We start from the raw sequence: 22,671 nt of genomic DNA, 5'->3' as shown, positions 1-22,671 counted from the left end.
CATGTCCTCAGCGTTGCAGTGGCTATTCAAGATCTTCGACGTCTTCGTCGTCATCGGCATGGCCGTCATCAGCCTTCTCATCTTTACGAATGTCGTGCTGCGCTACGGCTTCAGCTCGGGCATTCCGTTCGCCGTCGAAGTGTCCCGCGTCGTCCTCGTCTGGGTCATCTTCATGGGATCGGTCGTGGCCCTGGCCAAGGGCGCGCATCTCGGCGTCGACTCCTTGGTCGTCCGGCTGCCTCCGAAAGCACGCGGCGTCTGCTTTCTTGTGTCCTACGGCCTGATGCTCTGGTGCTGCTGGCTTCTGGCGGAAGGCAGCTGGTCGCTCACCGTCATCGAGTGGAGCAACGTCCAGGCCCTGTCGGGAATTCCCGTCGGCGCCCTCTATGCCGCGGGGTTCGTCGCCGCGATCCTGATGGCGCTGGTCCTTGTTATCGATCTGTGGCGCTCGCTGCGCGGCATCCTGCCCGCCCCCTGGTCGGGAGTTGAGCATGTCGAGCCGCTGCCGGTCGTGGCCCCCGCGCTGACCTCGGAGAAAGCACCGTGAGCGGCCTGGTCTTTATCGGTTCCCTGCTCGGCACGATGGCCATCGGGGTTCCGATCGCCTTCGCCCTGATGCTGTCCGGCATCGCGATGATGCTGCTGATGGGCAATCTGGACGCCAACATCCTGGCGCAACGCCTGGTCAACGGCGCGGACAGCTATCCGCTGATGGCGATCCCGTTCTTTCTTATCGCCGGCGAGCTCATGAACGCCGGCGGCCTCTCCCGCCGCATCGTCAACGTCGCCCTGGCGCTGGTCGGCCACGTCCGTGGCGGCCTGGGTTATGTGGTGATCGGCACGGGCCTGGTGCTCGCCAGCGTCTCCGGCTCCGCCATCGCCGATACGGCGACGCTCGCGGTCATGCTGGTCCCGCTGATGCGGGATGCCGGCTATCATATGGGCCGGGCCTCGGGCCTGATGGCGGCGACAGGCATCATCGCGCCCATCATCCCGCCGTCCGTCGGGTTCATCATCCTCGGCGTCACGGCGAACATCTCGATCGTCGGGCTGTTCTTCGCCGGGATCGTCCCAGGAATCATGATGGGGCTGAGCCTCATGATCGCCTGGTGGTTCCTGTCCAAGAAGGAGACGGCCACTGTCCGTCCCCGGACGCCGCGCAAGGACCTCCCGAAAACCATCATTGCCGCCGGCTGGGCGCTGATGATGCCGGTGATCATCCTGGCGGGCCTGCGCTTCGGCATCTTCACGCCGACCGAGGCCGGCGTCGTGGCCGCCGCCTATGCGCTGTTCGTCGGATTGTTCGTCTATCGCGAGCTGACGCCACGGTTGCTCTATGACGCGCTGCTCGCGGCCGGGCGCCTGACCGCCGTGATCATGCTCCTGGTGGCGGCCTCGATGATCTCGGGCTTCATGCTGACGATCTCCAACATGCCTGCCCAGCTCGTCAGCCTGCTCGATCCCTTCATCAAATCGCCGATCCTGCTGATGGGCATGATCGTCGTGGTGGTGTTCCTCGTCGGCACGGCACTCGACTTCGCGCCCTGTATCACCATTCTCGTGCCCATCCTGATGCCGGTCGTCAAAGCGGCAGGGATCGACCCGGTCTATTTCGGGGTGATCTTCATGATGGTCAACGCGGTCGGCCTGATCACGCCGCCGGTCGGAACGGTGCTCAACACGGTCTGCGGAGTCAGCGGCGTCTCGATGGAGGCAGCGACGAAGGGGGCGATGCCCTACCTCATCGCCCAGATGCTCCTCATCGTGCTGCTGGTCCTGTTCCCGCCATTGGTCACCGTGCCGGCGAGCTGGCTGCATTGAGGCTCGGACCGGCGCGTCGCCGACCAGCCATCGACGCCGGCCGGTCCGCATAGACAAGTAGAGAGGCCCCGCCGCGGATACGGCGGGGCCTTGTTCTTTCGGGAATGGTACGCGCCGCGAAAGCTCAGGCGGGGTTTGCCGAAGCGGAGGCCCCACGGCGTCACGGCGCTGCTGCCGCCTCTGCTACATGGGCGGCGCGGGCCGTATGGCGCCCCGGTCATGGTCGTCTTGAGACATCGCCGACTGGCGCCCCCCCTGGACGAGGCCGTCACGCAGACCCGCGGGCGCGCAAGTCTCCCGGCGGCTGTCGTCTGGCAAAGCGCAAGTTCAACCGCGCAGAGCGGGCGGGGTCAGGGCTTCCACGCATGCGGGGTATTGGCTGCCGCTGGGGCCGATCGATCGGTCGCGCAGCGACAAGGTCGCGGCGCCGATGCCTGCCTCGACCGAAGACGAGCCGCCCTCCGACGCGCATCGTGCCTCTTCGCGCCGGAGCAACCGTCCATCGCCGAGACGCGCATGCACTCCCCGAAGCGTGCCGGGCCAGCCCGGTGCGCTTCGACGAGATGCCCCGACAGCGGAGCGTCAGAGGCCGCCGGCGACCGTGATCAAGGTGCCGGTCATGAATCCGGAGCCGGGCGAGGCGAGCATCAGGGCAGCGCGTGCGATGTCCTCGGGCTCCGCGATGCGCCCCATGGGCGTTGCCGCGGCGATCCTGGCCGGGCGCTCGGGATTGCCGCCTTGCGTGTGTATCCGCGTATTGGTGGTTCCGACGCGGATGGCATTCACGCGGATGCCCTCCGGCGCCAGCTCCTTGCCCGCGCCGAATGTGATCGACTCCACCGCGCCCTTGGTGGCGGCGTAGTGGACATATTCGTTGGGGCTGCCGAGGAAGGCGGCCAGCGACGACATGTTCACGATCGTCCCGCCCTGTCCGCCCTTGCGGGTCGACATGCGTCGCGCGGCCTCCTGGATGCAGTACATGACGCCGAAGACGTTGATCCTGAAGGCGGTTTCCAGCACCTCGGGCTGGAGCTCCTCGATCCTGCCGGCCTTGCCGATGATCCCGGCATTGTTGACCAGGCAGGTCACTCTCCCGAGCTGCTCGTCGCAGGCGCTGAACAGGGCCTGGATGTCTTCCCGGCGCCCCACGTCTCCCTGCACCGCGATGGCGCGGGCGCCTTCGGCCTTGCAAGCCTCGACGACCTCGGCCGCCGCAGCGCTGTCCGAGAGATAGTTTATGCAGACGTCGTAGCCTTCGGCGGCAAACAGCCTGGCCGTTGCCCTGCCGATGCCGTGGCTTGCGCCCGTCACGATCACGATCGGTCTCACGGAACTCCCTCCCCGCTCCTTCCCTGTGGCGTTCCCGGCCTAGAACACGGCCTCGAGGATCGCGGCATAGTCTTCCTTGCTCAGGGGACGGGGATTGGTGGGGTGGCTGTGGTCGGCAAGGGCCCGCTCGCACACCCAGTCGATGACGTTGCGGGGCACCCCGAGCCCGGACAATCTGGGGGGAATGCCCAGTCGATTGTTCAACGCGTCCAGCGCGTCCGCCAGCGTCGTGCCTTCAAGCCCCGCCAGGCTTTCGAGATGGCCGACCTTCGCGGCAACCGCTTCGACAGAGACGTTCCAGCGCAGGACCGTCGGCATCAGGATGGCGTTGAGCGTGCCATGATGAAGCTTCGCCTCCTTGAGACCGCCCAGCGCATGGCTCAGCGCATGGACGGCGCCGAGCCCCTTCTGGAACGTCATGCCGCCTTCGAGAGCGCCCATCATCAGCTCGGTGCGCGCCTCGGCGTTCGCGCCATCGGCATAGGCGACGGGCAGAGCCTTCCAGATGCGCTTGAAGCCGTCGGTGGCGATCGCCTCGGCGGGCGGGTTGAAGCGGGGCGACAGGTAGGTCTCGATGCAGTGCGACAGCGCGTCGAGCCCCGTCGAAGCCGTCAGGCCCGGGGGAAGCCCCATGGTCAGGGCCGGATCGCAGACCGCGCGGCGCGGGATCAGGTACGGGCTGATGAAGCCGAGCTTTCGGCCGTCATCCAGCGTGATCAGGGCCGCGCGCCCGACTTCCGACCCCGTGCCGGCCGTCGTGGGGATCGCCACGAGCGGCGCCACCGCACTGGTGATGCGCGCCACGCCGCCGAGGATCGCCGCATATCGCTCCAGCTCGCCCTCATGCGTGGCAAGGAGCGCCACGCCCTTGGCCAGGTCGATCGGTGATCCCCCGCCGATCGCGACGACGCCGTCGCAGCCACCTTGCCGGTACAGGTCGAGCCCGGCGGCAACCGCGCTTTCGGTGGGATTGGTCGGAACGTCCAGGAAGACCGGCGCCCCCTGCAGGAACGCGAAGCCCGGACGCTCAAGTAGACCCGCAGCCTTGATGCCGTGATCGCTGATCACCAGCGGACGCGACACCCCCAGTTCGCGCAGCGTGTCCGCCAGCGCATCGGACGCTCCCAGGCCGAAACTGATGTTGGTCAAATAGGTGATGGTGTGCACGCAATCCCCCCTGATCGTTCGCCCGGCCACATCGCTGCAGCCCTCCATGGGCCGCGGCACGCCATCAATTGGCACCGCCGGATAGCCGACCCGCTTTATCCATTATATGGACAGATTGCCCATGAATTTCTTACGGGCAAAGCGCCTTGTCAAGCACCGCGTCAGGGTCGGTCAGACGCCGGCTTGACAGCGAGGTCGCCCGGACGACAGAATTCATGGACACAATGCCCACTATATAGGCGACCGCATGCCTGTCTTGGGAGGAACCAGCCACCGTGACGCCGGCATGGCGACTGCTCCGGCGCGCAGCGCAGGGCCTGCGCCCATGCGGCCAGGACGATCGATTTCTCACGCGGCAGCAGACGGCCCGGCAGAGGATGCGTCGTTCGGCACCCGCGAGCGGGAGGAAGCCGGCGTCAGCCGTCGAGGTGTCGTCGCGTTCGCTCCGCGCGCACCTCGCCTCCGAAAGGCAGACGGTCGCCTGCGGCCGCCTCTGCCGGAAGCAACACCCCGAACCGGAAGGATGCCCGTTGTCGAACCCCGCCACCGTGCTGATCCCAGGCTGGATGCACGACCATGCCCGGACCACGCTCCGAACGCATTTCGACATCGTCGAAAGCCCTGATTGCGACATTCGCGCCCATCTTTCCGAAGCGGTGCGCGCTTCAATCCGCGGTGTGGCCTGTCGCACCGGCATCGATCGACGGTTCATCGATGCCCTTCCCAGGCTGGAGATCATCGCCAGCTACGGCGTCGGCTATGACGATGTCGATGTCGCCTACGCACGCAGCAGGAACATCGTCGTCACCAACACGCCCGACGTGCTGAACGAGGAGGTCGCCGACCTCACGCTCGGCCTGCTGATCAGCGTCGTGCGCGAGATCCCGCAGGCAGCGAGCTTCGTTCGCGCGGGCCGGTGGTCAGCGACGGACTACCCGCTCAGCCCTCTGACGCTGCGCAACCGCAAGGTCGGAATCTACGGCATGGGGCGGATCGGCCGCTGCATCGCGCGGCGCGTCGAGGCGTTCGGCCTACCCGTCGCCTATCACAGCCGGCGCCCGGCGGACGGCGTCGCCTACGACCATTATCCATCCTTGCTGGACCTCGCCCGCGCCGTCGACGTGCTCATCTCGATCGTGCCCGGGGACCTGTCGACCGCGAAGAGCGTGAATGCCGCGGTGCTGGCCGCTCTCGGGCCGCAGGGCGTGTTCATCAATGTCGGCCGCGGAACCGTCGTGGACGAGGCTGCGCTGGTCGAGGCACTGCGTACGGGAACCATCGCCGCGGCCGGGCTCGACGTGCTGGCCGACGAACCGAATGTCCCGGACGAGATGCTGGCACTCGATAACCTGACGATCCTGCCGCATATCGGCTCGGCCTCGGTCAGTACGCGCACCGCAATGGCGGACCTCGTGGCGCAGAATCTGGTCGCCTGGTTCGAGAACGGCGCGGCGCTCACCGCCGTGCCATAGCGCGTGCTGGCGTGGACGATCGTCCCGGCGAGGTTCGGATCGCCCGCGAAAGCGCCCGGAGGATGTCCTTTACCGCCGCTCGGGCATGGGCTCCGACCGCTCGCCCATCGCGGCCGCGACCGGCAGCCTGGCAACCCCCCTCCTCCTTTAGCCGCGCCGACAGCGGCGAGCGGCCAGCCGAAGCCCTTGGGCGACGCGGACCATCAGGCCCAGAATGCGCGGATCGTCGAAGCGTTGACAATTGGTTTTCAGTCTGGCCATCATATCTTATTGGACATGTAGACCATATTATGGACAAACGCCGCCGAGTTGCCGATTTGGGGCTCGGGCGGGCCGCGATGTCGAGATCAGTCACTCGGATAACGGAGGAGAGGCTGTGAAGACCGTATGGACAGGAGGGCGTGGCCATGATCGCCGCGCCAGGCCTCCGCTATTCGGCGAGGGATACTTGGCCTGATCTTGCCGGCGGTCTGCCTTTATGGCGGCGCAAGCCATCTGCCAGGCAGGCTCCGGGCCAGGTCCATCGCAAGTCCGCAGAGGTAGGGGATCATACTGCCGGCCAGCGCATCTTCACCATGAAGATCCCGCCAAGAAAGCGACCTCTTCGCTACAAAATCGGAGGGACCATACAGGTTAACCCTGGCCGAATATCAAAATCGCAGTGCCGAAAGCGCGTATTCATCAAAAAAAGCGTCCGGCACTCCGGTTCTCGATAATCAATATCAATGGGAGGATACACGATGAACATGAAGATGCTCGCGGCCGCGCTTGTCGGAGGCCTTCTGGCCGCCGCTCCGGCCATCGCTCAGACTGCGCGCCTGGGCTACGTCCCCGTCCCCGATCACCCGGTGGGAGAGGCCTCGCGCCATTTCGCGAAGCTGGTGGAACAGAAGACCGGTGGCCGCATCAAGATCGAGACATTCGGCAACGGCGTGCTCGGAAGCGAACCGGAGATGCAGGCGTCGGTCCAGGCCGGCTTCATCGACATCATGGTCGGCCCGACGCCCAACCTGGTCGGCGTCGTTCCGCAATTCATGATCTTCGACCTGCCGTTCTTCTACAAGGACTTCGCCGCGGTGGATGCCGTGATGGACGGTCCGGTCGGCGAAAAGCTGTTCGGACAGCTGAAGGACAAGACCGGCATCGTCGGGCTGGCCTGGTGGGACAACGGCTTCCGCCACATGACCAACGGCAAGCGCGCGGTCAACACCGTGCAGGATATGGCCGGGCTCAACATCCGGGTGATCCCGAACCCACTGTTCATCGCGACCTGGACGGCGCTCGGCACCAATCCGACGCCGCTGCCCTGGCCCGAGCTGTACAGCGCGCTCGAGAATCGCGCGGTCGACGCCCAGGAGACGCCGTACGCCCTGATCTATACCGCGCGGTTCTACGAGGTGCAGGGCCACCTCGCCAAGACGGGGCACGTCTATACGCCGTTCGTCCTCCTCGCCAGCCGGAAGTGGTTCGGGAGCCTGTCCGACAAGGACAAGGCGCTGGTCATGGAGGCCGGCAAGGAATCGGCGGCGTTCCAGCGCAATCTCTCCCGCAAGGCGGCGGAGCAGCTGGAAAGCGAGCTCGAGGCGAAAGGCTTCAAGATCACCCGCCCCACGCCTGAAGCGATCGCAGCCATGAGCGAGCGTGTCGCGCCGGTCGTGAAGGAGTACAGCCAGAAGATCGGCACCGATCTGGTGGAGCAAGCGCGCGCCGCCATGGCCGCGAGCGCCAAGCCGTAAAGCCGACATCGATCGCCGGAGCCCGGTTCGCCGGCTCCGGCGCCTGTCCGCCGACGCAGTATTCAGCCGGTTTCAGTGCGAGCCGCATCGACGGCGGCTGCGGGACGCAAGCGCCCTCCCCGCCGCGCTGCACGGTGCGGTGCGCGCTATTGCTGGGTCCGGCGCAGCATGGCGGTGTCGTAGCCCAGCACCTGCGCCCGGCGCACCAGGGCCGCATAGGCCTGAGGGCCGATGCGCTGGCTGCGCGTCAGGATCCAGAGATAGCGGCCGGAGGGCTCGCCGACGATCGACCAGGAATAGTCGGCGGCCCGGTCGAGCACCCAGTAATCGCCCTCGACCGGCCAGAAGAAGCTGACCTTGAGCTTGCTGCCGTTCGAACCCTCGACCACGCGCGCCGTGGCTTCGGCGGTCTTGAGCGGGCCGGTCAGGCTGCCCTGGCGGCAGGAATTGACCACGCCGACGCTGCCGTCCGGCTTCGCGGCATAGACCGCCGTGACGCCCTCGCAGTCCTTCTGGAAGCCGGCCTCGTAGCGCGCCTGCTCGTACCAGGTGCCGGCATAACGCCCGAGCTCGACCGGCTTAGCCGGCTGGGGAACGGCGGCGTTGCCGACAGGCCCGCTCTCCAGCGGATTGCAGGCGGCGAGCAACACGCCCGATCCAACGGTCAACCCCAACAGAACGCTCTTCATCGCAGCTCCCCCTTCGGTGGCTGCCTCCAAACGCGAGGCCCGGCGCAGTGTTCCACCGCCCGGGTGCCTTGGCCTTGCAGCTTGCCGCCAGCGGCACCGGTTAGCCGCCGTCCACGACCATCGCCCTACCGAGAGCGACGCCGCCCGCCCAGGGCGCGCCGCCCGGGCCGGGCTGGAAGAGCCGCAGCGATATCCGCGACACGCTGCCGGCCGTCGATACGCATCGCGACTGAGGCGACGCACGCGGCCGGGCCCCGGTTCAGCCGCGCCGTGCCTGCATGGTCTCGAACGCGCGCGCCAGACGCCGGACACCCTCCTGCAGGCGCTGCGGATCGTTCAGCGTGAAGTTGATGCGGATGGCGCTGCGGTCCTGGCCCGCCGCGTCGAAGACGCTGCTCGGCGAGACGCAGACGCCTGCGCTCATCGCATGCGGCAGCAGGAGGTCGGTGCTCAGCGCGCGGTCGCGCGCGGTCGCCCAGACGAACATGCCGCCGACCGGCACCTCCCAGTCGAGCCAGTCGCGCAGATGCGCGTCCATGGCGGCGCAGAGTGCGTCGCGGCGGGCGCGATAGGTGTCGAGCACCAGCGGCTGGATCTGCTCGATCAGCCCGGCCTCCAGCGCCGCGAGCGCAATGCGCTGCGTCAGGCCGCTGGTGCACATGTCCGAGCCCTGCTTGGCCATGGTCAGCGCCTCGATCATTGCGGGCGCGGCGATCACCCAGCCGATGCGCAGGCCGGGCGCGATCTCCTTCGACAGCGTGCCCATATAGACGACCGGCCCGTCATAGGGCTCGCCCAGGCGCGCCTGCGCCGACAGCTCGATCACCCGCGGCAGCGGCTCGCCGTCATAGAGCAGCCGGCCATAGGGATCGTCCTCGACCAGCCAGGTGCCGGTGCGGTGCGCCGCCTCGGCCAGCGCGCGGCGCGTCTCGAGGCCGACCATCCGGCCGGTCGGGTTGGAGAAGTTCGGCACGGTATAGGCGAATTTCGCGCCGTCGAGCGCCGTCACCGCATCGAAACCGGCCTTGCCCAGCGGCATCGGGCGGAAGCGCGGCGCGCGCGGGCGCCAGGCGTCGAGCGCGCCGAGATAGGTCGGGAACTGGCCGGCGATCAGGTCGCCCTCGTCCAGCAGCGCCTTGCCGATCAGGTCGAGCCCCTGCATTCCGCCAGTGGTGACCAGCACATTGGCGCGCGTCAGCGCCAGCGCCGGCGTGGCGAAGCGCCGTGCCAAGGCGTCGCGCAGTTCCGGCAGGCCCTCGATCGGCCCATAGCCGAGCACGTCGTGCGGATGGGCCTCGACCACCTCGCGGGCGATCGCCGCCAGCGCCGCCACCGGATAGGTCGCCGCCTCCGGCAGGCCGCCGGCCATGTTGATCAGCCCGGGAATCCGCCCGGCCGAGAGGAACGTCCGGGTGATGTCGTTGGTCGTCCCCAGCCAGCGGGCGAAGGGCGGGCGCGGCGCCCCGCTTGTCGGAGTCATGTCCAGTCCTCGATGCCGATCGCCGGCGCAGAACCGGCGGCCGCAGAATAGCGCTCGCCATGCGAGCGAATGCGTGCAAATTCGATTGAGACGGCACGGGATCGGAGCGACATGCGCCAACACAAAGCCAGATCGCAGGTGAAATCACTACAGCCGCGTTTCGACCCGATCGACCGCCGCATCCTGTCTCAGCTGATCGACGACGGGCGAATCTCCAATCTCGATCTCGCCGAGCGGGTCGGGTTGTCGCCGACGCCTTGCAGCCGGCGTATCCGGCAGCTGGAGGAGGCGGGCGTCATCGAGGGCTACACCGCCCGGATCAACCCCGCCGCGCTCGGCCTCAATCTCTGCGTCATGGTCTCGGTCAAGCTGGCGCGCCACGGGCCCGAGGGCCACGAGCAGTTCCTCAAGGCGATCAGCGACCGGCCGGAGATCACCGAATGCATGCTGGTCACCGGCGCCAGCGACTACCTGCTGCGGGTCTGGGTCGAGGATATCGAGGCGTTGCGACAATTCGTGACCGGCACGCTGCAGGGCCTGCCCACCGTGGCCGAGACCTCGACCATGCTCGTCCTCAAGCAATCGTCCTTCCCGCTCGCCGGGCTGCGATAACGCTCCGACGCCCGGCGGCGATCGACAAGGCCGCTACGGAGGGCCTACCGCACCGCGTCTGAACAGTGGATCGCCCAGCCGATGGACGGCGTCATCGACCACGAGGCCGGACGCCCGGCCGCAGCCGGCTGACCGGTCCTGGCCGGCCTTGGCCTGAGGCGCGCGGGTCCGCCCTCCGCGCCCGGTTACGAGGGCGTCAGCGGACTGCGGCCGGCTTGTCCGGTGCCGCTCCGGGAGCCAGTCGCCGAAACATGGCGAGGAACTCCGCGCGGGGCGGCAGGCCGGCCATGCGGTCGGCCTCGCGGGCTCGCGGCGGCAGGGTCGCCAGCGCCTCCGCCGAGGCGGGAAAGAACTGGATCGCCGGGGTTCCCTCGATGCCGTAGCGCGCTGCCAGCGCCTTTTCCGACAGGCGCGAGCCATCGAAATCCGTGACCTCCCGCGCGCCGAGGATGTTGAGGTGCAGGACGAGGAAGCGCTCGCGGATGAAGGCCTCGATCGCGGGATCGGCGAGATAGTCGCGATGCATCACCCGGCAGGCCGGGCAGTTGCGCAGACCCCAGAGGACGGCGAAGCGCTTGCCCTGCTCGCTCGCCGTCCGCTGATCCTCGGCGAGGTCGAGGAAGCTCTCGTGATACCAGTCCATCTGGTAGAGGCCGTCCTCGGAGAGCCGGGCGGCGGCCCGGGCCGGTCCGGCCGCCAGGGTGGGCAGACCCGCCAGGCCGGCTGCGACGATTGCCCGCCTCGTGATCATCAGGGCGCCTCGCGATCGCATCTGGTGCAAACATAGGAATACGACTATGTTATCGCGATGAACGCAAGGGCTTCGTCTTTCGCCGGGCTGACGATGGTCGTTGCGGCGCTGCTGGCGGTCGCGCCCGCCGTCGCCGCCGACCTCGTCATGTATACGCGCGCGGGCTGCCCGTTCTGCGTGCGCTTCGAGCGCGAGGTGGCGCCGGTCTACGACAAGACGCCCGAGGGCCGGCTGGCGCCGCTGCAGCGCATCACGCTGCCGGCGGGCGGGGTGTCCGGCGCCGGCCTGCGCGAGCCCGTGTTCGCCACGCCCACCTTCGTCCTGATGCAGGACGGTCGCGAGGCCGGCCGCATCACGGGCTATCTCAACGACGACATGTTCTGGGGCCTGCTTGGCCGGCTGATCGCCGGTTTGGCGCCGCCCGCCCCGACGATAACGACATCGAAGGCCCTGGCACAATGACAGCGATCGTCTCGAAGGCGCTGGAGACCGAACTGCGCGACGGCGCCGAGTTCTCGCCCGAGCTCGACCAGCTCATGCGCAAGGCGCGCAAGGCGAGCGACTTCCTCAAGGCGCTCTCGCACGAGAATCGGCTGCTGCTGCTCTGCCTGCTCGCCGAGCGCGAGCGCACCGTCACCGAGCTCGAGAACCTGCTCTCGCTGCGCCAGCCGATGGTGTCGCAACAGCTGGCGCGGCTACGGCTCGACCAGCTCGTCACCACCCGCCGCGACGGCAAGGCGATCTATTACAGCCTGGCCAATGACGATGTGCGGCAGGTCATCGCCGTGATCTATGGCATTTTCTGCGGCCCCGCCGACGGCACGGCCGCGCGGTGACGAAACTGGCCTCGCCGGTGCCGTACCGATGACCGCACCCGGCCCATGACCCCGCTCGGTCCCTGGGGCGCCACGCTCGCCGGCATGCTGATCGGCGCGGCCTGCGGCTTCACGGTGCGCCGCGCCCGCCTGTGCTCCTTCGGCGCGGTCGAGGACGCCTGGATGGGCGGCGACACCCGGCGCCTGCGGATCTTCGGCCTGGCGCTCGCGATCGCGCTCGCCGGCACGCAATCGCTCGTCGGCGCGGGGCTGCTCGACCCGGCAATGTCGAGCTATGTCCAGCCCGCCCTGCCCTGGCTGTCGATCGCCATCGGCAGCGTGCTGTTCGGGCTCGGCATGGCGCTGGTCGGCACCTGCGGCTTCGGCTCGCTGGTCAGGCTGGGGGCCGGCGACCTGCGCAGCCTGATCGTGATGATGGTGTTCGGCTCGGTCGCCTATGCCACGCTGCGCGGCATGCTGGCGCCGGTCAGGATCGAGGTATTCGAGCGGGTCTACTGGCCGATCCCCGGCGGGCAGAAGAGCGATCTTGCCGCCCTGCTGGCCGGATTCGGCGTTCCCGGCGCCCGGCTGATGCTGGTCGCCGTCGCCGCCTGCGTGCTGATCGCGGCGGTCGCGATCGATCCGCGGCTGCGCCGCTCGCCGCGGCTGCTCCTGGCAGGATTGACGCTCGGCCTCGCCGTCGTCGCCGGCTGGTGGGTCACCGGCATCGCGGTCGACAGCTTCGAGACCGTGCCGCGCTCGCAGAGCCTGACCTTCGTCTCGCCCGTCGGCCGCGCGCTCTATGCCGTGCTGACCGCGCCCGCGGCCCTGCTGGAATTCGGCATCGGCACCCTTGCCGGCGTCACGCTCGGCTCCTTCCTCTCGGCGGTCTACGATCGCGAATTCCGCTGGGAAGCGTTCGACGACGACCGCGAGATGCGCCGCCATCTGCTCGGGGCCGTGCTGATGGGCGGCGGCGGCGTCCTCGCCGGCGGCTGCACCATCGGCCAGGGCGTCTCGGCGGGATCGCTGATGGCGCTGTCATGGCCGATCGCCATCGCCGGGATGATGCTGGGCGCGCGCCTCGGCATCGCAATCCTGATGGAAGGCTCGCTCCGCGGGCTCTTCCGGCGCGGCTGAAGCGGCGCTCAGGCGCGCTCGAACCTGTAGCCCGCGCCATCCTGCGCCACGCGGCCGACACCGCCCGGCAGGTGATAGCCGACGATGGTGGCCTTGTCGGCGCCGAGCCGCTCCAGCAGGCGCCTGCGCGTCGCGACCGCCAGATCGGCGTCGTGATCCGTCGCCGGGCGCCAGTCCGGATGCCTGAACGAGATCTCCGGATGGGTGAGCGCGTCGCCCAGCACGACGACCTGCTCGCCACCGGCCTGGACGGCGAAGGAGGTATGCCCGGGGGTATGGCCGGGCGTCGCGATCGCCTCGATCCCGGGCAGCCATTCGGCGCCTGGCTTCAGCCGCTCCAGCCTGTCGCCGAGCTCCTTGGCGATGCGCTGGGCGCCGGCCGCGAAAGCGTGACGGTCCTCCGGCAGCCGCTCATAGACCCCGGAGTCGGTCCAGAAGGCGATCTCCGGCTCGGCGACGAGCCAGCGCGCCTGCGGGAAGATCGGGCTGTCGAAATCGTCGAGCGCGCCCCAGAAATGATCCGGATGTAGATGGGTGAAGACCACATGCGTCACCGTATCCGGCGCGATCCCGGCCGCCGCGAGGCTGTCGGCGAGCTTGCCGGAGCCGGCCAGGAAATTGGGGCCGGCTCCGCAGTCGAACAGGATCGTCTCGTCGCCGCGCCGCAGGCAGGTGACGTTGAGCACGGTACGATAGGGCGTCGGCTGCTTCACCAGCGCCGCCACCGCATCGGGCGCGACGCCCTGCGCCAGCATGGTCGCCGGCATCTCGAACCCGCCATCGCTCAGCACCGTCAATGTCTGCGGGCCGCCGCCCAGCGTCGCGACGACCTGCGCCCGGGCGGGAACGGCGAGCGCCGCGACGCCCGCCGCGCAGAAGCTCCTGCGGGTCAGCATGCGGCGCCCCCTACTTGTTCACCGGCGATTCGGGATCGAACAGATAGGCCATCACGTCCTTGATCTGCTGCTCGTCCAGCACCTTGTTGACGCCGAAGCGCGGCATGTTCGAGCACGGCACCGCCGCCATCGAGTTGTAGATCTTGGTGTAGGCGTCCTTGATCGTCTCGGGATCGTATTTCCGGTCCTTGCCATAGGCGGCGAGGCTCGGACCGAGCGTGCCGTAGCTGACCTCCTTGGGGTCGAGCTGGTGACAGGCGAAGCAGTTGCCGCCCGAGACCGTGCCCGGCGCATCGGAGAACTGCCCGCCGCGGCCGTTGTTGGCGACGACATAGCCCTTCTTCCAGTCGCCGAGGAACTTGCCGTCGGCCGGCAGCACGACCCGCGCCCCCTCGCGCTTGAGGATCTCGTCGGACTGGGCCGAGGACGGGTTATTGCGGGTGGCGTTGCAGATGGCGAGGGAATCGTCCGGCTTGATCCGGGCCTGCCATTCCGGCGGGGCCTTGCCGAAGGTCGCCTTCAGATAGGCGTCGACGGTGGCCTGGGAGGGGCGCTCCTGCGCGGCGAGGGGCGCCGCGCACAGGAGGACGGCGAAGACGAGCGTGTGCTTGAGCATGGTCGACCCTCTCAGCGCTTGATCGACGGGACCTTGATCTCACCGCCTTCGGCCTGCTTCTGCAGGAAGACGGTGAGAGCGGTCAGCGCGTCGGAGCCGTATTCGGGCACCGGCCAGCGCTGCTGGCGATAGCAGTCCCAGAGGCGGTGCTGCATGGTGCGCAGCGCGCTCTGCGAGACGCGGTAGGTCGGCCACGATCCCATGGTCTCCTGGGCCGTCTTGCCCTTGACCGAGAGGTTGGGCAGCCCCTGGAGGCGGATGCGCTTGCCTTCCTCGGCATGGCAGGTGGCGCAGGAGAAGTCGTTGACGCCGCCGCGGGTGAAGAAGATCGCCTCGCCGACCTCCGCCATCTCCTTTTCCTTGGGATGGGAGAGCTGCGGCTGGATCGGCATCTCGCTCGACTTGTTGGCGATGAAGGCGACGAGATCCTCCATGTCGGAGGCCCGGCCGGGGCCGGAGAAGCGGCGGGCGACCACGTCCTTGGTGTCGAGACCCTGGATCGTCTGCATGCACCAGAGCAGGCGCTGCTCGGTGTCCATCACGCGGTCGGCATCGGCGAAATAGCGTGGCAGCCGGGCGAAGGCGCCCTCGAGCTTGCCGGGCCCCTCGCCGAGATCGCAGGTCTCGAGCGAGGCGTTCTTGCTGCCGCGCGCCTCGGACCAGAGCGCCTCGCCGCGGTCGACGGCGAGGAAGCCCGGATTGGAGAACGGATCCGAGAGCATCTGGCGATAGCGCTCGATCTCCTTCTCGCTGTCGTCCGGCGGGGCCTGCGCCGTCAGCTGTCCGGCTGCAAAGGTCATGGCAGCCGCCAGCATGGCCGCCCCGAGCAAGGGGAGCTTCATTCCTCGGACCTTTCGTTTCCTCCGGGCCCGCTTGTGCACGCGGGCCTCGCGATGGTTTCGGCTGACGCCGGGCTTTACATTCACAAAAAACAATATCACGATACGTGCAAATGATGTGCGGCGATCCGTCGCCCCGTCAAGCCTTAAAACGAGAACAGTCCTAGGGAGGGACAGGCATGATCACAGGCTCCGTGAAGCCGTCGCGTCGCGATGCCGTCAGGCTGGCCGCGCTCGCCTTTGCCGCCGGCGCCATCGCGCCAAGCCTTGCGCTGGCCGACGAGAAGGCCGTCGCCGCCGAGATCAAGAAGCTCTACGGCGACAAGCCGATGGGCCAGGGCAAGATCAAGCTCGACGTGCCCGAAATCGCCGAGAACGGGCTGGTCGTGCCGGTCAATGTCGAGATCGACAGCCCGATGACCGAGACCGACTACGTCAAGGCCGTCCACCTCTTCGCCGACGGCAACCCGCAGCCCGGCATCGTGACCTACCGGTTCACGCCCGCCTGCGGGAAGGCGGCCGCCGCCACCCGCATGCGGCTGGCGCAGACGCAGGACATCGTCTGCGTCGCCGAGATGTCGGACGGCTCGCTCTACAGCACCAAGGCCAACGTCAAGGTCACGATCGGCGGCTGCGGCGGCTGAGGCCGGCGCGAGAACCGCTCGACGACAACAAGGCGAGGAAACATCATGAGCACCAAGCCCACGCCACGGGTCCGCGTCCCCAGCAAGGCCGCCGCCGGCGAGATGATCGAGATCAAGACGCTGATCTCGCACGAGATGGAGTCAGGCCAGCGCAAGGACGCCAAGGGCGCCACCATCCCGCGCAAGATCATCAACAGCTTCACCGCGAGCTTCAACGGCAAGCCGGTCTTCGCCGCAGACTGGCACCCGGCGATCTCGGCCAACCCGTACCAGTCCTTCTTCTTCAAGGCGACGGAATCCGGCGAGTTCACCTTCACCTGGAAGGATGACGACGGCTCCGAATACAGCTCGAAGAACAAGCTCACCGTCGGCTGAGCCAAGGCTGCGGCTCCCGCCGGGCACGGCCGGGGCCCCCCTTCTGCGATCCCTTCTGCCCTGGGCCGCGATATGCGCGCGCCCAAAGGACGACGCATGATCTCGAGACGTGAATTCCTGCAGGCCAGCGCCGCCGCGGCGGTCCTGGCGAGCGCTTCGGGGCTGGGCCCGCTGGGGCGCGCGGCCGCGCAGCAGAAGCTGTCCCAGGCCGACATCCTGGCCTTCGAGCCGCTCGGCCAGGTCACGATCCTGCACGTGGCCGACATCCACGCCCAGCTCGTGCCGCTGCAATTCCGCGAGCCTTCGATCAATCTCGGCGTGGGCGAGGTCAAGGGCCTGCCGCCCCATCTCACCGATGCCGCCTTCCGCGCCCATTTCGGCATCGCCACCGGCTCGCCGGAGGCGTTCGCGCTGACCTCGGACGATTTCGTCTCGCTGGCCCGCAATTACGGCCGGATGGGCGGGCTCGACCGCATCGCGACGCTGGTCAAGGCGGTGCGGGCCGAGCGCGGCGACGACCGCGTACTGCTGCTCGACGGCGGCGACACCTGGCAGGGCAGCTGGAGCGCGCTCCAGACCAAGGGCCAGGACATGGTCGAGGCCATGGCGGCGCTGAAGCTCGACGCGATGACGGCGCATTGGGAGTTCACGCTCGGGGCAGACCGCGTCAAGGAGATCGTCGACGCCGCACCCTTCGCCTTCCTGGCGCAGAATATCCGCGACAAGGAATGGAACGAGCCGGTCTTCCCGCCGCGCAAGGTCTTCGAGACCGGCGGCGTCAAGGTCGCGGTGATCGGCCAGGCGCTGCCGCGGACGGCGGTGGCCAATCCGCGCTGGATGTTCCCCGACTGGGAGTTCGGCATCCGCGAGGACGAGCTGCAGAAGCAGGTCGAGGAGGCGCGGGCCGAGGGCGCGGCCATCGTCGTGCTGCTCTCGCATGACGGCTTCGACGTCGACCGCAAGCTCGCCGGCCGGGTCAAGGGCATCGACGTCATCCTGACCGGGCACACCCACGACGCCATGCCGGGCCTGATCCGCGTCGGCGACACCGTGCTGGTCGGCTCCGGCTCACACGGCAAGTTCGTCTCGCGCCTCGACATCGCGGTGAAGGACAGCAAGGTCGCCGACATCCGCTTCAAGCTGATGCCGGTCTTCGCCGACGCCATCGCCCCGGATACGGAGATGGCCGCGCTGGTCACCAAGCTGCGCGCGCCCTTCGCCGCCGACCTCGCGAAGGAGATCGGCCGGACGGCATCGCTGCTCTACCGGCGCGGCAACTTCAACGGCAGCTTCGACGACCTGATCTGCGATGCGATGCTGGCGCAGCGCGACGCCGAGATCGCGCTCTCGCCCGGCTTCCGCTGGGGCGGCAGCCTGCTGCCCGGCGAGCCGATCACCTGGGAGGCGATCACCAACGCCACGGCGATCACCTATCCGAACTGCTACCGCATGGAGATGACCGGGGCGCAGCTCAAGGAGATCCTCGAGGACGTCGCCGACAACATCTTCCACCCCGACCCCTATTTCCAGGGCGGCGGCGACATGGTGCGCATCGGCGGCATGGGCTACGCGATCGATGTCGGCAAGCCGGTGGGCAGCCGCATTTCCGGCCTGACCCATCTCAAATCCGGCCAGCCGATCGAGGCCGGCAAGCGCTACGTCGTCTCCGGCTGGGCCAGCGTCAACGAGGGCACGCAGGGCCCGCCGATCTGGGACGTGGTCCGCGACCACGTCGCCGCGACGAAGACCGTGACGATCAAGCCGAACGACGCTGTGAAGGTGAGCGGAGCATGAGCGCGTCCGTTCCAGCGCGGTCGCCCGGATGCGCGCCGCATCCCCTTCCCCCCGCTTGCGGTGGGGAAGTGTCAGGGATGGGGGGCCGAAAAGCGGGGCTCCACCATTCTTCGATGTCGCGCCGAGCGGCACTGCCCCCCACCCAACCCTCCGCACCGCAAGCGGGGGGAGGGCTCGAGACCGCCGCCCGCGAGGACAAAACTTTCCAAGCGATTTTCCGGGCCTTCGCCGCGACGACGATCCCCAGACGAGGAGGCGAGGCATGACCTCTCCCATCAAGCCCGACGCGCTGAGCCGCCGCCGTTTCCTCGGCGGGGCCGCGGTCGCAGGCCTGGCCAGCACCGGGCTCGCCCGTGCCGAGGCCGGCAAGCCCGACCCGCGGATCACCGAGGTCCAGGACTGGAACCGCTATCTCGGCGAAGGCGTCGACAAGCGCCCCTATGGCACGCCCTCGCGCTTCGAGAAGCATGTCGTGCGCCGCGACGTCTCCTGGCTGACCGCCTCGCCGGAATCCTCGGTCAACTTCACGCCGCTGCACGAACTCGACGGCATCATCACGCCCTCGGGCCTGTGCTTCGAGCGCCATCATGGCGGCATCGCCGACATCGACCCGGCGGACCACCGGCTGATGCTGCACGGCCTCGTCGACAAGCCGCTCGTCTTCACCATGGACGACATCCGGCGCATGCCGCGCGAGAACCGCGTCCACTTCCTCGAATGCGCCGCCAATTCCGGCATGGAGTGGCGCGGGGCGCAGCTCAACGGCTGCCAGTTCACCCACGGCATGGTGCACAACGTCATGTATACCGGCGTGCCGCTCAAGGTGCTGCTGGCCGAGGCCGGGCTGAAGCCGAACGCCAAATGGCTGATGCTGGAAGGCGCCGATTCCTCCGGCATGAACCGCTCGCTGCCGCTGGAAAAAGCGCTCGACGACGTGCTGATCGCCTTCGCGATGAATGGCGAGGCGCTGCGGCCCGAGCAGGGCTATCCCCTGCGCGCCGTCATCCCCGGCTGGGAAGGCAATCTCTGGGTCAAGTGGCTCAGGCGCATCGAGGTCGGCGACATGCCCTGGCAGGCGCGCGAAGAGACCTCGAAATACACCGATCTCCTGGCCGACGGGCGCTCGCGCCGCTTCACCTTCATCATGGATGCCAAGTCGGTGGTGACCAATCCCTCGCCGCAGGCGCCGCTGAAGCACAAGGGCCGCAACGTGCTCTCCGGCCTGGCCTGGTCCGGGCGCGGCACGATCAAGCGCGTCGACGTCACCCTCGACGGCGGCCGCAACTGGCAGCACGCCCGGATCGACGGGCCGGTGCTCGAGAAGTCGCTGACCCGCTTCTATGTCGACTTCGACTGGAACGGCCACGACCTGCTGATCCAGTCGCGTGCCATGGACTCCACCGGCTACGTCCAGCCGACCAAGGACGAGCTGCGCAAGGTCCGCGGCGCGAACTCGATCTACCACAACAACGGCATCCAGACCTGGCATGTGAAGGCGAACGGGGAGACCGAGAATGTCGAGATCGGTTGAAGCGACCCTGCGCGCCGGGCTCGCCGCGGCGGCGCTCCTCCTCGCCGCGCCGCTGCTGGCGCAGAACGGCCCGGCGGCGAAGCCCTCCGCCCCTGCAAAGCCCGCGCCGGCCCAGCCGGTCAAGCTCGGCCTCGGCCGCGTGGCCCTGCCGGAGGAGATCAAGGCCTGGGACATCGCGGTGCGGCCCGACGGCAAGGGCCTGCCGCCCGGCAAGGGCACGGTGAAACAGGGCGACGAGCTCTTCCAGGCGCAATGCGCCAGCTGCCATGGCGAGTTCGGCCAGGGCAATGGCCGCTGGCCGGTGCTCGCCGGCGGCCAGGGCAGCCTGACCTCCGACCGGCCGGAGAAGACGATCGGCTCGTTCTGGCCCGATCTCTCGACGGTGTTCGATTACGTCCACCGCGCCATGCCCTATGGCAACGCCCAGTCGCTGACGCCGGACGAGACCTACGCGCTGACCGCCTATCTGCTCTATCTCAACGACCTGGTGAAGGACGAGGATTTCGAGCTGTCCGACAAGAACTTCACCACGGTGAAGCTGCCCAACGCCGCCGCCTTCTACGACGACGACCGAGAGACGACGGAGAAGGCGTTCTGGGGCAAGGAGCCCTGCATGAAGGACTGCCGCAGCGAGGCCAGGATCACCGGCCGGGCCGCCGTGCTCGACGTGACGCCGGATTCCAAGTCCGCGCCCAAGGTCGACTGATGGCGGCCGCGGCCGAGACCACCGGCTGGATGGCCTTCGTGGCGGTGTCGCTCGCGGTCTCCGGCCAGCCGGCGAGCGCCGCGGGCGACCGCGCGCTGGGCGAATACCTGTCCTCGGAATGCGCCACCTGCCACCAGACCAGCGGGCGGCAGGCCGGCGGCGTCCCGGCGATCATCGGCCATCCCGCCGAGCAGTTCGTGGCGCTGATGGAATCCTACAAGCAGCGCTACCGAGAGAACGAGGTGATGCGGACCATCGCCGCGCGCCTCTCGGAGGAGGAGATCGCGGCGCTGGCGGCCTATTACGGCAGCCTGACGCCGAAGCCCTGAACGACCGGATCGAACGGGCCCGCCAAGAGGCCCGTCGGGTGGACCGCACCGCAACGACGAGAGGGAGGCATCACCATGGACACGACACGCCGCGGCCTGCTGCTATCGGGCCTGGCCCTGACGGGCGGCGTCGCCCTCGGGGCGCCCGCCCTCCTCGGCCAGACGAAACCGCGCGTCGTCGTGATCGGCGGCGGGGCCGGCGGCGCGACGGCCGCACGCTACATCGCCAAGGATTCCAACGGCGCCATCGCCGTCACCCTGGTGGAGGAGAACGAGGTCTACCAGACCTGCTTCCACTCCAACCTCTATGTCGGCGGCTTCAAGAGCTTCGACGACATCAGCCATCGCTACGACGCGCTTGCGAAGAATCACGGCGTCACGCTGGCCCGCGCCCGCGCCACCGCCATCGATCGCGAGAAGAAGGAGGTCGTGCTCTCGACCGGCGCTCGCCTGCCCTATGACCGGCTGGTCGTCTCGCCCGGCATCGACCTGAAATACGATTCCGTGCCGGGCTGGTCGAAGGAGGCGGAAGAAGCCATGCCGCATGGCTGGAAGCCCGGCCGCCAGACCAGGCTGATCCGGGAGAAGCTCGACGCGGTGCCCGATGGCGGGCTGATCGTGATGATCGCCCCGCCCAATCCGTATCGCTGCCCGCCCGGCCCCTATGAGCGGGCCTCGATGTTCGCCCACGCGCTGAAGAAGGCCGGCAAGACCGCCGCCAGGATCGTGATCCTCGATCCCAAGGAGAGCTTCTCGAAGCAGGGCACGTTCCAGGCGGCCTGGGAACAGCATTACGGCACGATGATCGAATGGCTCGGCCCCAAGATCCATGACGGCATCAAGTCGGTCGATCCGAAGACCGGCACGGTCGTCACCGGCTTCGAGACCTACCGCAACGCCGCCTTCGTCAACGTCATCCCGGCGCAGATGGCCGGCGAGATCGCGCGCTCGGCCGGGCTGGCGCCGGCCGGCGGCTACTGCGCCATCGAGGCCGCCTCGATGCGCTCCACCGTGGACCCGAACATCTACGTGCTCGGCGATGCCTGCATCGCCGGCGACATGCCGAAATCGGCCTTCTCCGCCAACAGCCAGGCCAAGGTCGCCGCCATGACGATCCGCGGCGAGCTCGCCGGGGCCCGCACCTTCCCGGCCCGCTACACCAACACCTGCTGGTCGCTGGTGGAGACCGACGACACCATCAAGGTCGGTGGCCGCTACGAGGCGAAGGACGGCAAGATCACCGCGATCGACACCTTCGTCTCCAAGCCCGGCGAAACCGCCGAGCTGCGCAAGGAGAACCAGGCCGAGAACGTCGGCTGGTATGCCGGCATCACGGCGGACATGTTCGGCTGACCCTTCTAGACCGGGCCGGCGCAAAGGCGCGGCCGGCCCGGAACCGCCCCGCTCCGACCTCCCGCGGAGCGGGGCATCTCTTCGACCCGCCCGCCCTTTCCAGAGGATATGATGAGACGCTCGATCCCGATTGCCGCCGTCCTGCTCGCCGCGCTGAGCGGCACCGCCCTCGCCCAGGACATCAGCGCCGGCGAGCGCTCCTGGAACAAGTGCCGCGCCTGCCACCAGCTCGGCGAGACGGCCAAGAACGGCGTGGGCCCGCATCTCAACGGCCTGTTCGGCCGCCATACCGGCGCGGTCGAGGGCTACAGCTACTCCAACGCCAACAAGAACGCCGACATCACCTGGGACGAGGCGATCTTCGCCGAGTACATCAAGGATCCGCGCGCCAAGATCCCCGGCACCAAGATGGTGTTCGCCGGCATCAAGAACGAGAAGGAGATCGCCGACCTGACGGCCTTCCTCAAGCAGTTCGGCAAGGACGGCAAGAAGATGTAGCGGCCGAGGCACTGGCGGCGCCCTGCGGCCATTCCCTGACCACGCCCCTCCCCGCGCCGCCGCCGTCATCGGCTGCGG

At 68.3% G+C, this 22,671-nt stretch carries 24 protein-coding genes; 16 read left to right on the top strand and 8 right to left on the bottom strand.

The features are described 5' to 3' along the window. The first annotated feature begins 1 nt into the window (after position 1). A complete protein-coding gene (locus tag ABE438_RS07730; RefSeq protein WP_346502008.1) occupies positions 2–547 on the top strand; it encodes a TRAP transporter small permease in 546 nt (181 codons plus the stop codon). Beyond that, positions 544–1,821, top strand: a complete 1,278-nt coding sequence (locus tag ABE438_RS07725) for a TRAP transporter large permease (protein WP_346502006.1) — start codon at positions 544–546, stop codon at positions 1,819–1,821. Before ABE438_RS07730 ends, ABE438_RS07725 begins: the two co-directional genes overlap by 4 nt. Positions 1,822–2,403: 582 nt before the next feature. On the opposite strand, the gene ABE438_RS07720 is transcribed toward ABE438_RS07725, so the two are convergent. Both ABE438_RS07720 and ABE438_RS07715 read right to left on the bottom strand, forming a co-directional pair. Continuing rightward, positions 2,404–3,150, bottom strand: coding sequence for an SDR family oxidoreductase (locus ABE438_RS07720; RefSeq protein WP_346502004.1), 747 nt, complete (start codon positions 3,148–3,150; stop codon positions 2,404–2,406). Positions 3,151–3,189: 39 nt separating this feature from the next. Next, complete coding sequence (locus ABE438_RS07715; RefSeq protein ID WP_346502002.1) at positions 3,190–4,317, bottom strand: iron-containing alcohol dehydrogenase; 1,128 nt, start codon at positions 4,315–4,317, stop codon at positions 3,190–3,192. 566 nt (positions 4,318–4,883) lie between these two features. On the opposite strand from ABE438_RS07715, the gene ABE438_RS07710 reads away from it, so the two are divergent. Both ABE438_RS07710 and ABE438_RS07705 read left to right on the top strand, forming a co-directional pair. Then, complete coding sequence (locus ABE438_RS07710; RefSeq protein ID WP_465248580.1) at positions 4,884–5,789, top strand: 2-hydroxyacid dehydrogenase; 906 nt, start codon at positions 4,884–4,886, stop codon at positions 5,787–5,789. A 740-nt stretch (positions 5,790–6,529) separates the two neighbouring features. Continuing rightward, the gene (locus tag ABE438_RS07705) at positions 6,530–7,525 is read left to right on the top strand and encodes a TRAP transporter substrate-binding protein (protein WP_346501999.1); all 996 of its coding nucleotides are present in this window, start codon (positions 6,530–6,532) and stop codon (positions 7,523–7,525) included. 146 nt (positions 7,526–7,671) lie between these two features. Here ABE438_RS07705 and ABE438_RS07700 read toward each other — a convergent pair whose 3' ends face one another. Both ABE438_RS07700 and ABE438_RS07695 read right to left on the bottom strand, forming a co-directional pair. Further along, on the bottom strand, positions 7,672–8,214 hold the full coding sequence (locus tag ABE438_RS07700) for a lipocalin family protein (RefSeq protein ID WP_346501998.1): 543 nt from the start codon (positions 8,212–8,214) through the stop codon (positions 7,672–7,674). Between the two features lie 259 nt (positions 8,215–8,473). Continuing rightward, entirely contained in the window at positions 8,474–9,694 is a 1,221-nt protein-coding gene (locus tag ABE438_RS07695) for an aminotransferase-like domain-containing protein (protein ID WP_346501997.1), read from the bottom strand. Positions 9,695–9,832: 138 nt separating this feature from the next. Here ABE438_RS07695 and ABE438_RS07690 point away from each other — a divergent pair, with 138 nt between their 5' ends. Next, positions 9,833–10,306, top strand: a complete 474-nt coding sequence (locus ABE438_RS07690; protein WP_346501996.1) for an Lrp/AsnC family transcriptional regulator — start codon at positions 9,833–9,835, stop codon at positions 10,304–10,306. A gap of 196 nt (positions 10,307–10,502) precedes the next feature. Here ABE438_RS07690 and ABE438_RS07685 read toward each other — a convergent pair whose 3' ends face one another. Then, complete coding sequence (locus ABE438_RS07685; protein WP_346501994.1) at positions 10,503–11,057, bottom strand: thioredoxin family protein; 555 nt, start codon at positions 11,055–11,057, stop codon at positions 10,503–10,505. A gap of 57 nt (positions 11,058–11,114) precedes the next feature. Here ABE438_RS07685 and ABE438_RS07680 point away from each other — a divergent pair, with 57 nt between their 5' ends. From ABE438_RS07680 to ABE438_RS07670, 3 genes are read left to right on the top strand one after another with little or no spacing between them, the layout of a single operon-like run. Further along, entirely contained in the window at positions 11,115–11,519 is a 405-nt protein-coding gene (locus ABE438_RS07680; RefSeq protein ID WP_346501993.1) for a thioredoxin fold domain-containing protein, read from the top strand. Further along, positions 11,516–11,893: an ArsR/SmtB family transcription factor gene (locus ABE438_RS07675; RefSeq protein WP_346501992.1), complete on the top strand. Its 378-nt coding sequence runs from the start codon at positions 11,516–11,518 to the stop codon at positions 11,891–11,893. Before ABE438_RS07680 ends, ABE438_RS07675 begins: the two co-directional genes overlap by 4 nt. 45 nt (positions 11,894–11,938) lie before the next feature. Next, positions 11,939–13,012: a YeeE/YedE family protein gene (locus ABE438_RS07670; RefSeq protein ID WP_346501991.1), complete on the top strand. Its 1,074-nt coding sequence runs from the start codon at positions 11,939–11,941 to the stop codon at positions 13,010–13,012. A gap of 8 nt (positions 13,013–13,020) precedes the next feature. Here the strand turns inward: ABE438_RS07670 and ABE438_RS07665 are convergent, their stop codons facing one another. From ABE438_RS07665 to soxA, 3 genes are read right to left on the bottom strand one after another with little or no spacing between them, the layout of a single operon-like run. After that, the gene (locus ABE438_RS07665; protein ID WP_346501990.1) at positions 13,021–13,908 is read right to left on the bottom strand and encodes an MBL fold metallo-hydrolase; all 888 of its coding nucleotides are present in this window, start codon (positions 13,906–13,908) and stop codon (positions 13,021–13,023) included. Positions 13,909–13,918: 10 nt separating this feature from the next. After that, a complete protein-coding gene (gene soxX, locus ABE438_RS07660; RefSeq protein WP_346501989.1) occupies positions 13,919–14,524 on the bottom strand; it encodes a sulfur oxidation c-type cytochrome SoxX in 606 nt (201 codons plus the stop codon). 11 nt (positions 14,525–14,535) lie between these two features. After that, positions 14,536–15,339 (bottom strand): sulfur oxidation c-type cytochrome SoxA, encoded by an 804-nt coding sequence (gene soxA / locus ABE438_RS07655; RefSeq protein ID WP_465248579.1) that lies wholly within the window; start codon positions 15,337–15,339, stop codon positions 14,536–14,538. A 203-nt stretch (positions 15,340–15,542) separates the two neighbouring features. On the opposite strand from soxA, the gene soxY reads away from it, so the two are divergent. From soxY to ABE438_RS07615, 8 genes are all read left to right on the top strand, one after another. Beyond that, positions 15,543–16,007, top strand: a complete 465-nt coding sequence (gene soxY, locus ABE438_RS07650; protein WP_346501988.1) for a thiosulfate oxidation carrier protein SoxY — start codon at positions 15,543–15,545, stop codon at positions 16,005–16,007. Between the two features lie 45 nt (positions 16,008–16,052). Next, complete coding sequence (soxZ, locus tag ABE438_RS07645; RefSeq protein ID WP_346501987.1) at positions 16,053–16,382, top strand: thiosulfate oxidation carrier complex protein SoxZ; 330 nt, start codon at positions 16,053–16,055, stop codon at positions 16,380–16,382. 96 nt (positions 16,383–16,478) lie between these two features. Further along, the gene (gene soxB, locus ABE438_RS07640) at positions 16,479–18,176 is read left to right on the top strand and encodes a thiosulfohydrolase SoxB (RefSeq protein ID WP_346501985.1); all 1,698 of its coding nucleotides are present in this window, start codon (positions 16,479–16,481) and stop codon (positions 18,174–18,176) included. A gap of 262 nt (positions 18,177–18,438) precedes the next feature. Further along, complete coding sequence (gene soxC, locus ABE438_RS07635; protein WP_346501984.1) at positions 18,439–19,707, top strand: sulfite dehydrogenase; 1,269 nt, start codon at positions 18,439–18,441, stop codon at positions 19,705–19,707. Next, positions 19,691–20,413, top strand: a complete 723-nt coding sequence (locus ABE438_RS07630) for a c-type cytochrome (RefSeq protein WP_346501982.1) — start codon at positions 19,691–19,693, stop codon at positions 20,411–20,413. Before soxC ends, ABE438_RS07630 begins: the two co-directional genes overlap by 17 nt. Further along, on the top strand, positions 20,413–20,742 hold the full coding sequence (locus ABE438_RS07625) for a c-type cytochrome (protein WP_346501981.1): 330 nt from the start codon (positions 20,413–20,415) through the stop codon (positions 20,740–20,742). Before ABE438_RS07630 ends, ABE438_RS07625 begins: the two co-directional genes overlap by 1 nt. A 75-nt stretch (positions 20,743–20,817) precedes the next feature. Further along, complete coding sequence (locus ABE438_RS07620; protein ID WP_346501980.1) at positions 20,818–22,095, top strand: FCSD flavin-binding domain-containing protein; 1,278 nt, start codon at positions 20,818–20,820, stop codon at positions 22,093–22,095. Positions 22,096–22,203: 108 nt separating this feature from the next. After that, positions 22,204–22,593 (top strand): c-type cytochrome, encoded by a 390-nt coding sequence (locus tag ABE438_RS07615; RefSeq protein WP_346501979.1) that lies wholly within the window; start codon positions 22,204–22,206, stop codon positions 22,591–22,593. Positions 22,594–22,671: the final 78 nt, after the last annotated feature.

This window comes from Allobosea sp. TWI1241 (assembly GCF_039673065.1).
Classification (GTDB): domain Bacteria; phylum Pseudomonadota; class Alphaproteobacteria; order Rhizobiales; family Beijerinckiaceae; genus Allobosea.
This window is presented reverse-complemented; position numbering and strand designations above follow the sequence as displayed.

Bases quoted from the DNA above. Each gene is read 5' to 3' on its own strand.
- ABE438_RS07730 (WP_346502008.1), top strand. From the start codon at position 2: ATGTCCTCAGCGTTGCAGTGGCTATTCAAGATCTTCGACGTCTTCGTC.
- ABE438_RS07710 (WP_465248580.1), top strand. From the start codon at position 4,884: ATGCACGACCATGCCCGGACCACGCTCCGAACGCATTTCGACATCGTC.
- ABE438_RS07705 (WP_346501999.1), top strand. From the start codon at position 6,530: ATGAACATGAAGATGCTCGCGGCCGCGCTTGTCGGAGGCCTTCTGGCC.
- ABE438_RS07700 (WP_346501998.1), bottom strand. From the start codon at position 8,214: ATGAAGAGCGTTCTGTTGGGGTTGACCGTTGGATCGGGCGTGTTGCTC.
- ABE438_RS07695 (WP_346501997.1), bottom strand. From the start codon at position 9,694: ATGACTCCGACAAGCGGGGCGCCGCGCCCGCCCTTCGCCCGCTGGCTG.
- ABE438_RS07685 (WP_346501994.1), bottom strand. From the start codon at position 11,057: ATGATCACGAGGCGGGCAATCGTCGCAGCCGGCCTGGCGGGTCTGCCC.
- ABE438_RS07680 (WP_346501993.1), top strand. From the start codon at position 11,115: ATGAACGCAAGGGCTTCGTCTTTCGCCGGGCTGACGATGGTCGTTGCG.
- ABE438_RS07675 (WP_346501992.1), top strand. From the start codon at position 11,516: ATGACAGCGATCGTCTCGAAGGCGCTGGAGACCGAACTGCGCGACGGC.
- ABE438_RS07670 (WP_346501991.1), top strand. From the start codon at position 11,939: ATGACCCCGCTCGGTCCCTGGGGCGCCACGCTCGCCGGCATGCTGATC.
- ABE438_RS07665 (WP_346501990.1), bottom strand. From the start codon at position 13,908: ATGCTGACCCGCAGGAGCTTCTGCGCGGCGGGCGTCGCGGCGCTCGCC.
- soxX (WP_346501989.1), bottom strand. From the start codon at position 14,524: ATGCTCAAGCACACGCTCGTCTTCGCCGTCCTCCTGTGCGCGGCGCCC.
- soxA (WP_465248579.1), bottom strand. From the start codon at position 15,339: ATGCTGGCGGCTGCCATGACCTTTGCAGCCGGACAGCTGACGGCGCAG.
- soxY (WP_346501988.1), top strand. From the start codon at position 15,543: ATGATCACAGGCTCCGTGAAGCCGTCGCGTCGCGATGCCGTCAGGCTG.
- soxZ (WP_346501987.1), top strand. From the start codon at position 16,053: ATGAGCACCAAGCCCACGCCACGGGTCCGCGTCCCCAGCAAGGCCGCC.
- soxB (WP_346501985.1), top strand. From the start codon at position 16,479: ATGATCTCGAGACGTGAATTCCTGCAGGCCAGCGCCGCCGCGGCGGTC.
- soxC (WP_346501984.1), top strand. From the start codon at position 18,439: ATGACCTCTCCCATCAAGCCCGACGCGCTGAGCCGCCGCCGTTTCCTC.
- ABE438_RS07630 (WP_346501982.1), top strand. From the start codon at position 19,691: ATGTCGAGATCGGTTGAAGCGACCCTGCGCGCCGGGCTCGCCGCGGCG.
- ABE438_RS07625 (WP_346501981.1), top strand. From the start codon at position 20,413: ATGGCGGCCGCGGCCGAGACCACCGGCTGGATGGCCTTCGTGGCGGTG.
- ABE438_RS07620 (WP_346501980.1), top strand. From the start codon at position 20,818: ATGGACACGACACGCCGCGGCCTGCTGCTATCGGGCCTGGCCCTGACG.
- ABE438_RS07615 (WP_346501979.1), top strand. From the start codon at position 22,204: ATGATGAGACGCTCGATCCCGATTGCCGCCGTCCTGCTCGCCGCGCTG.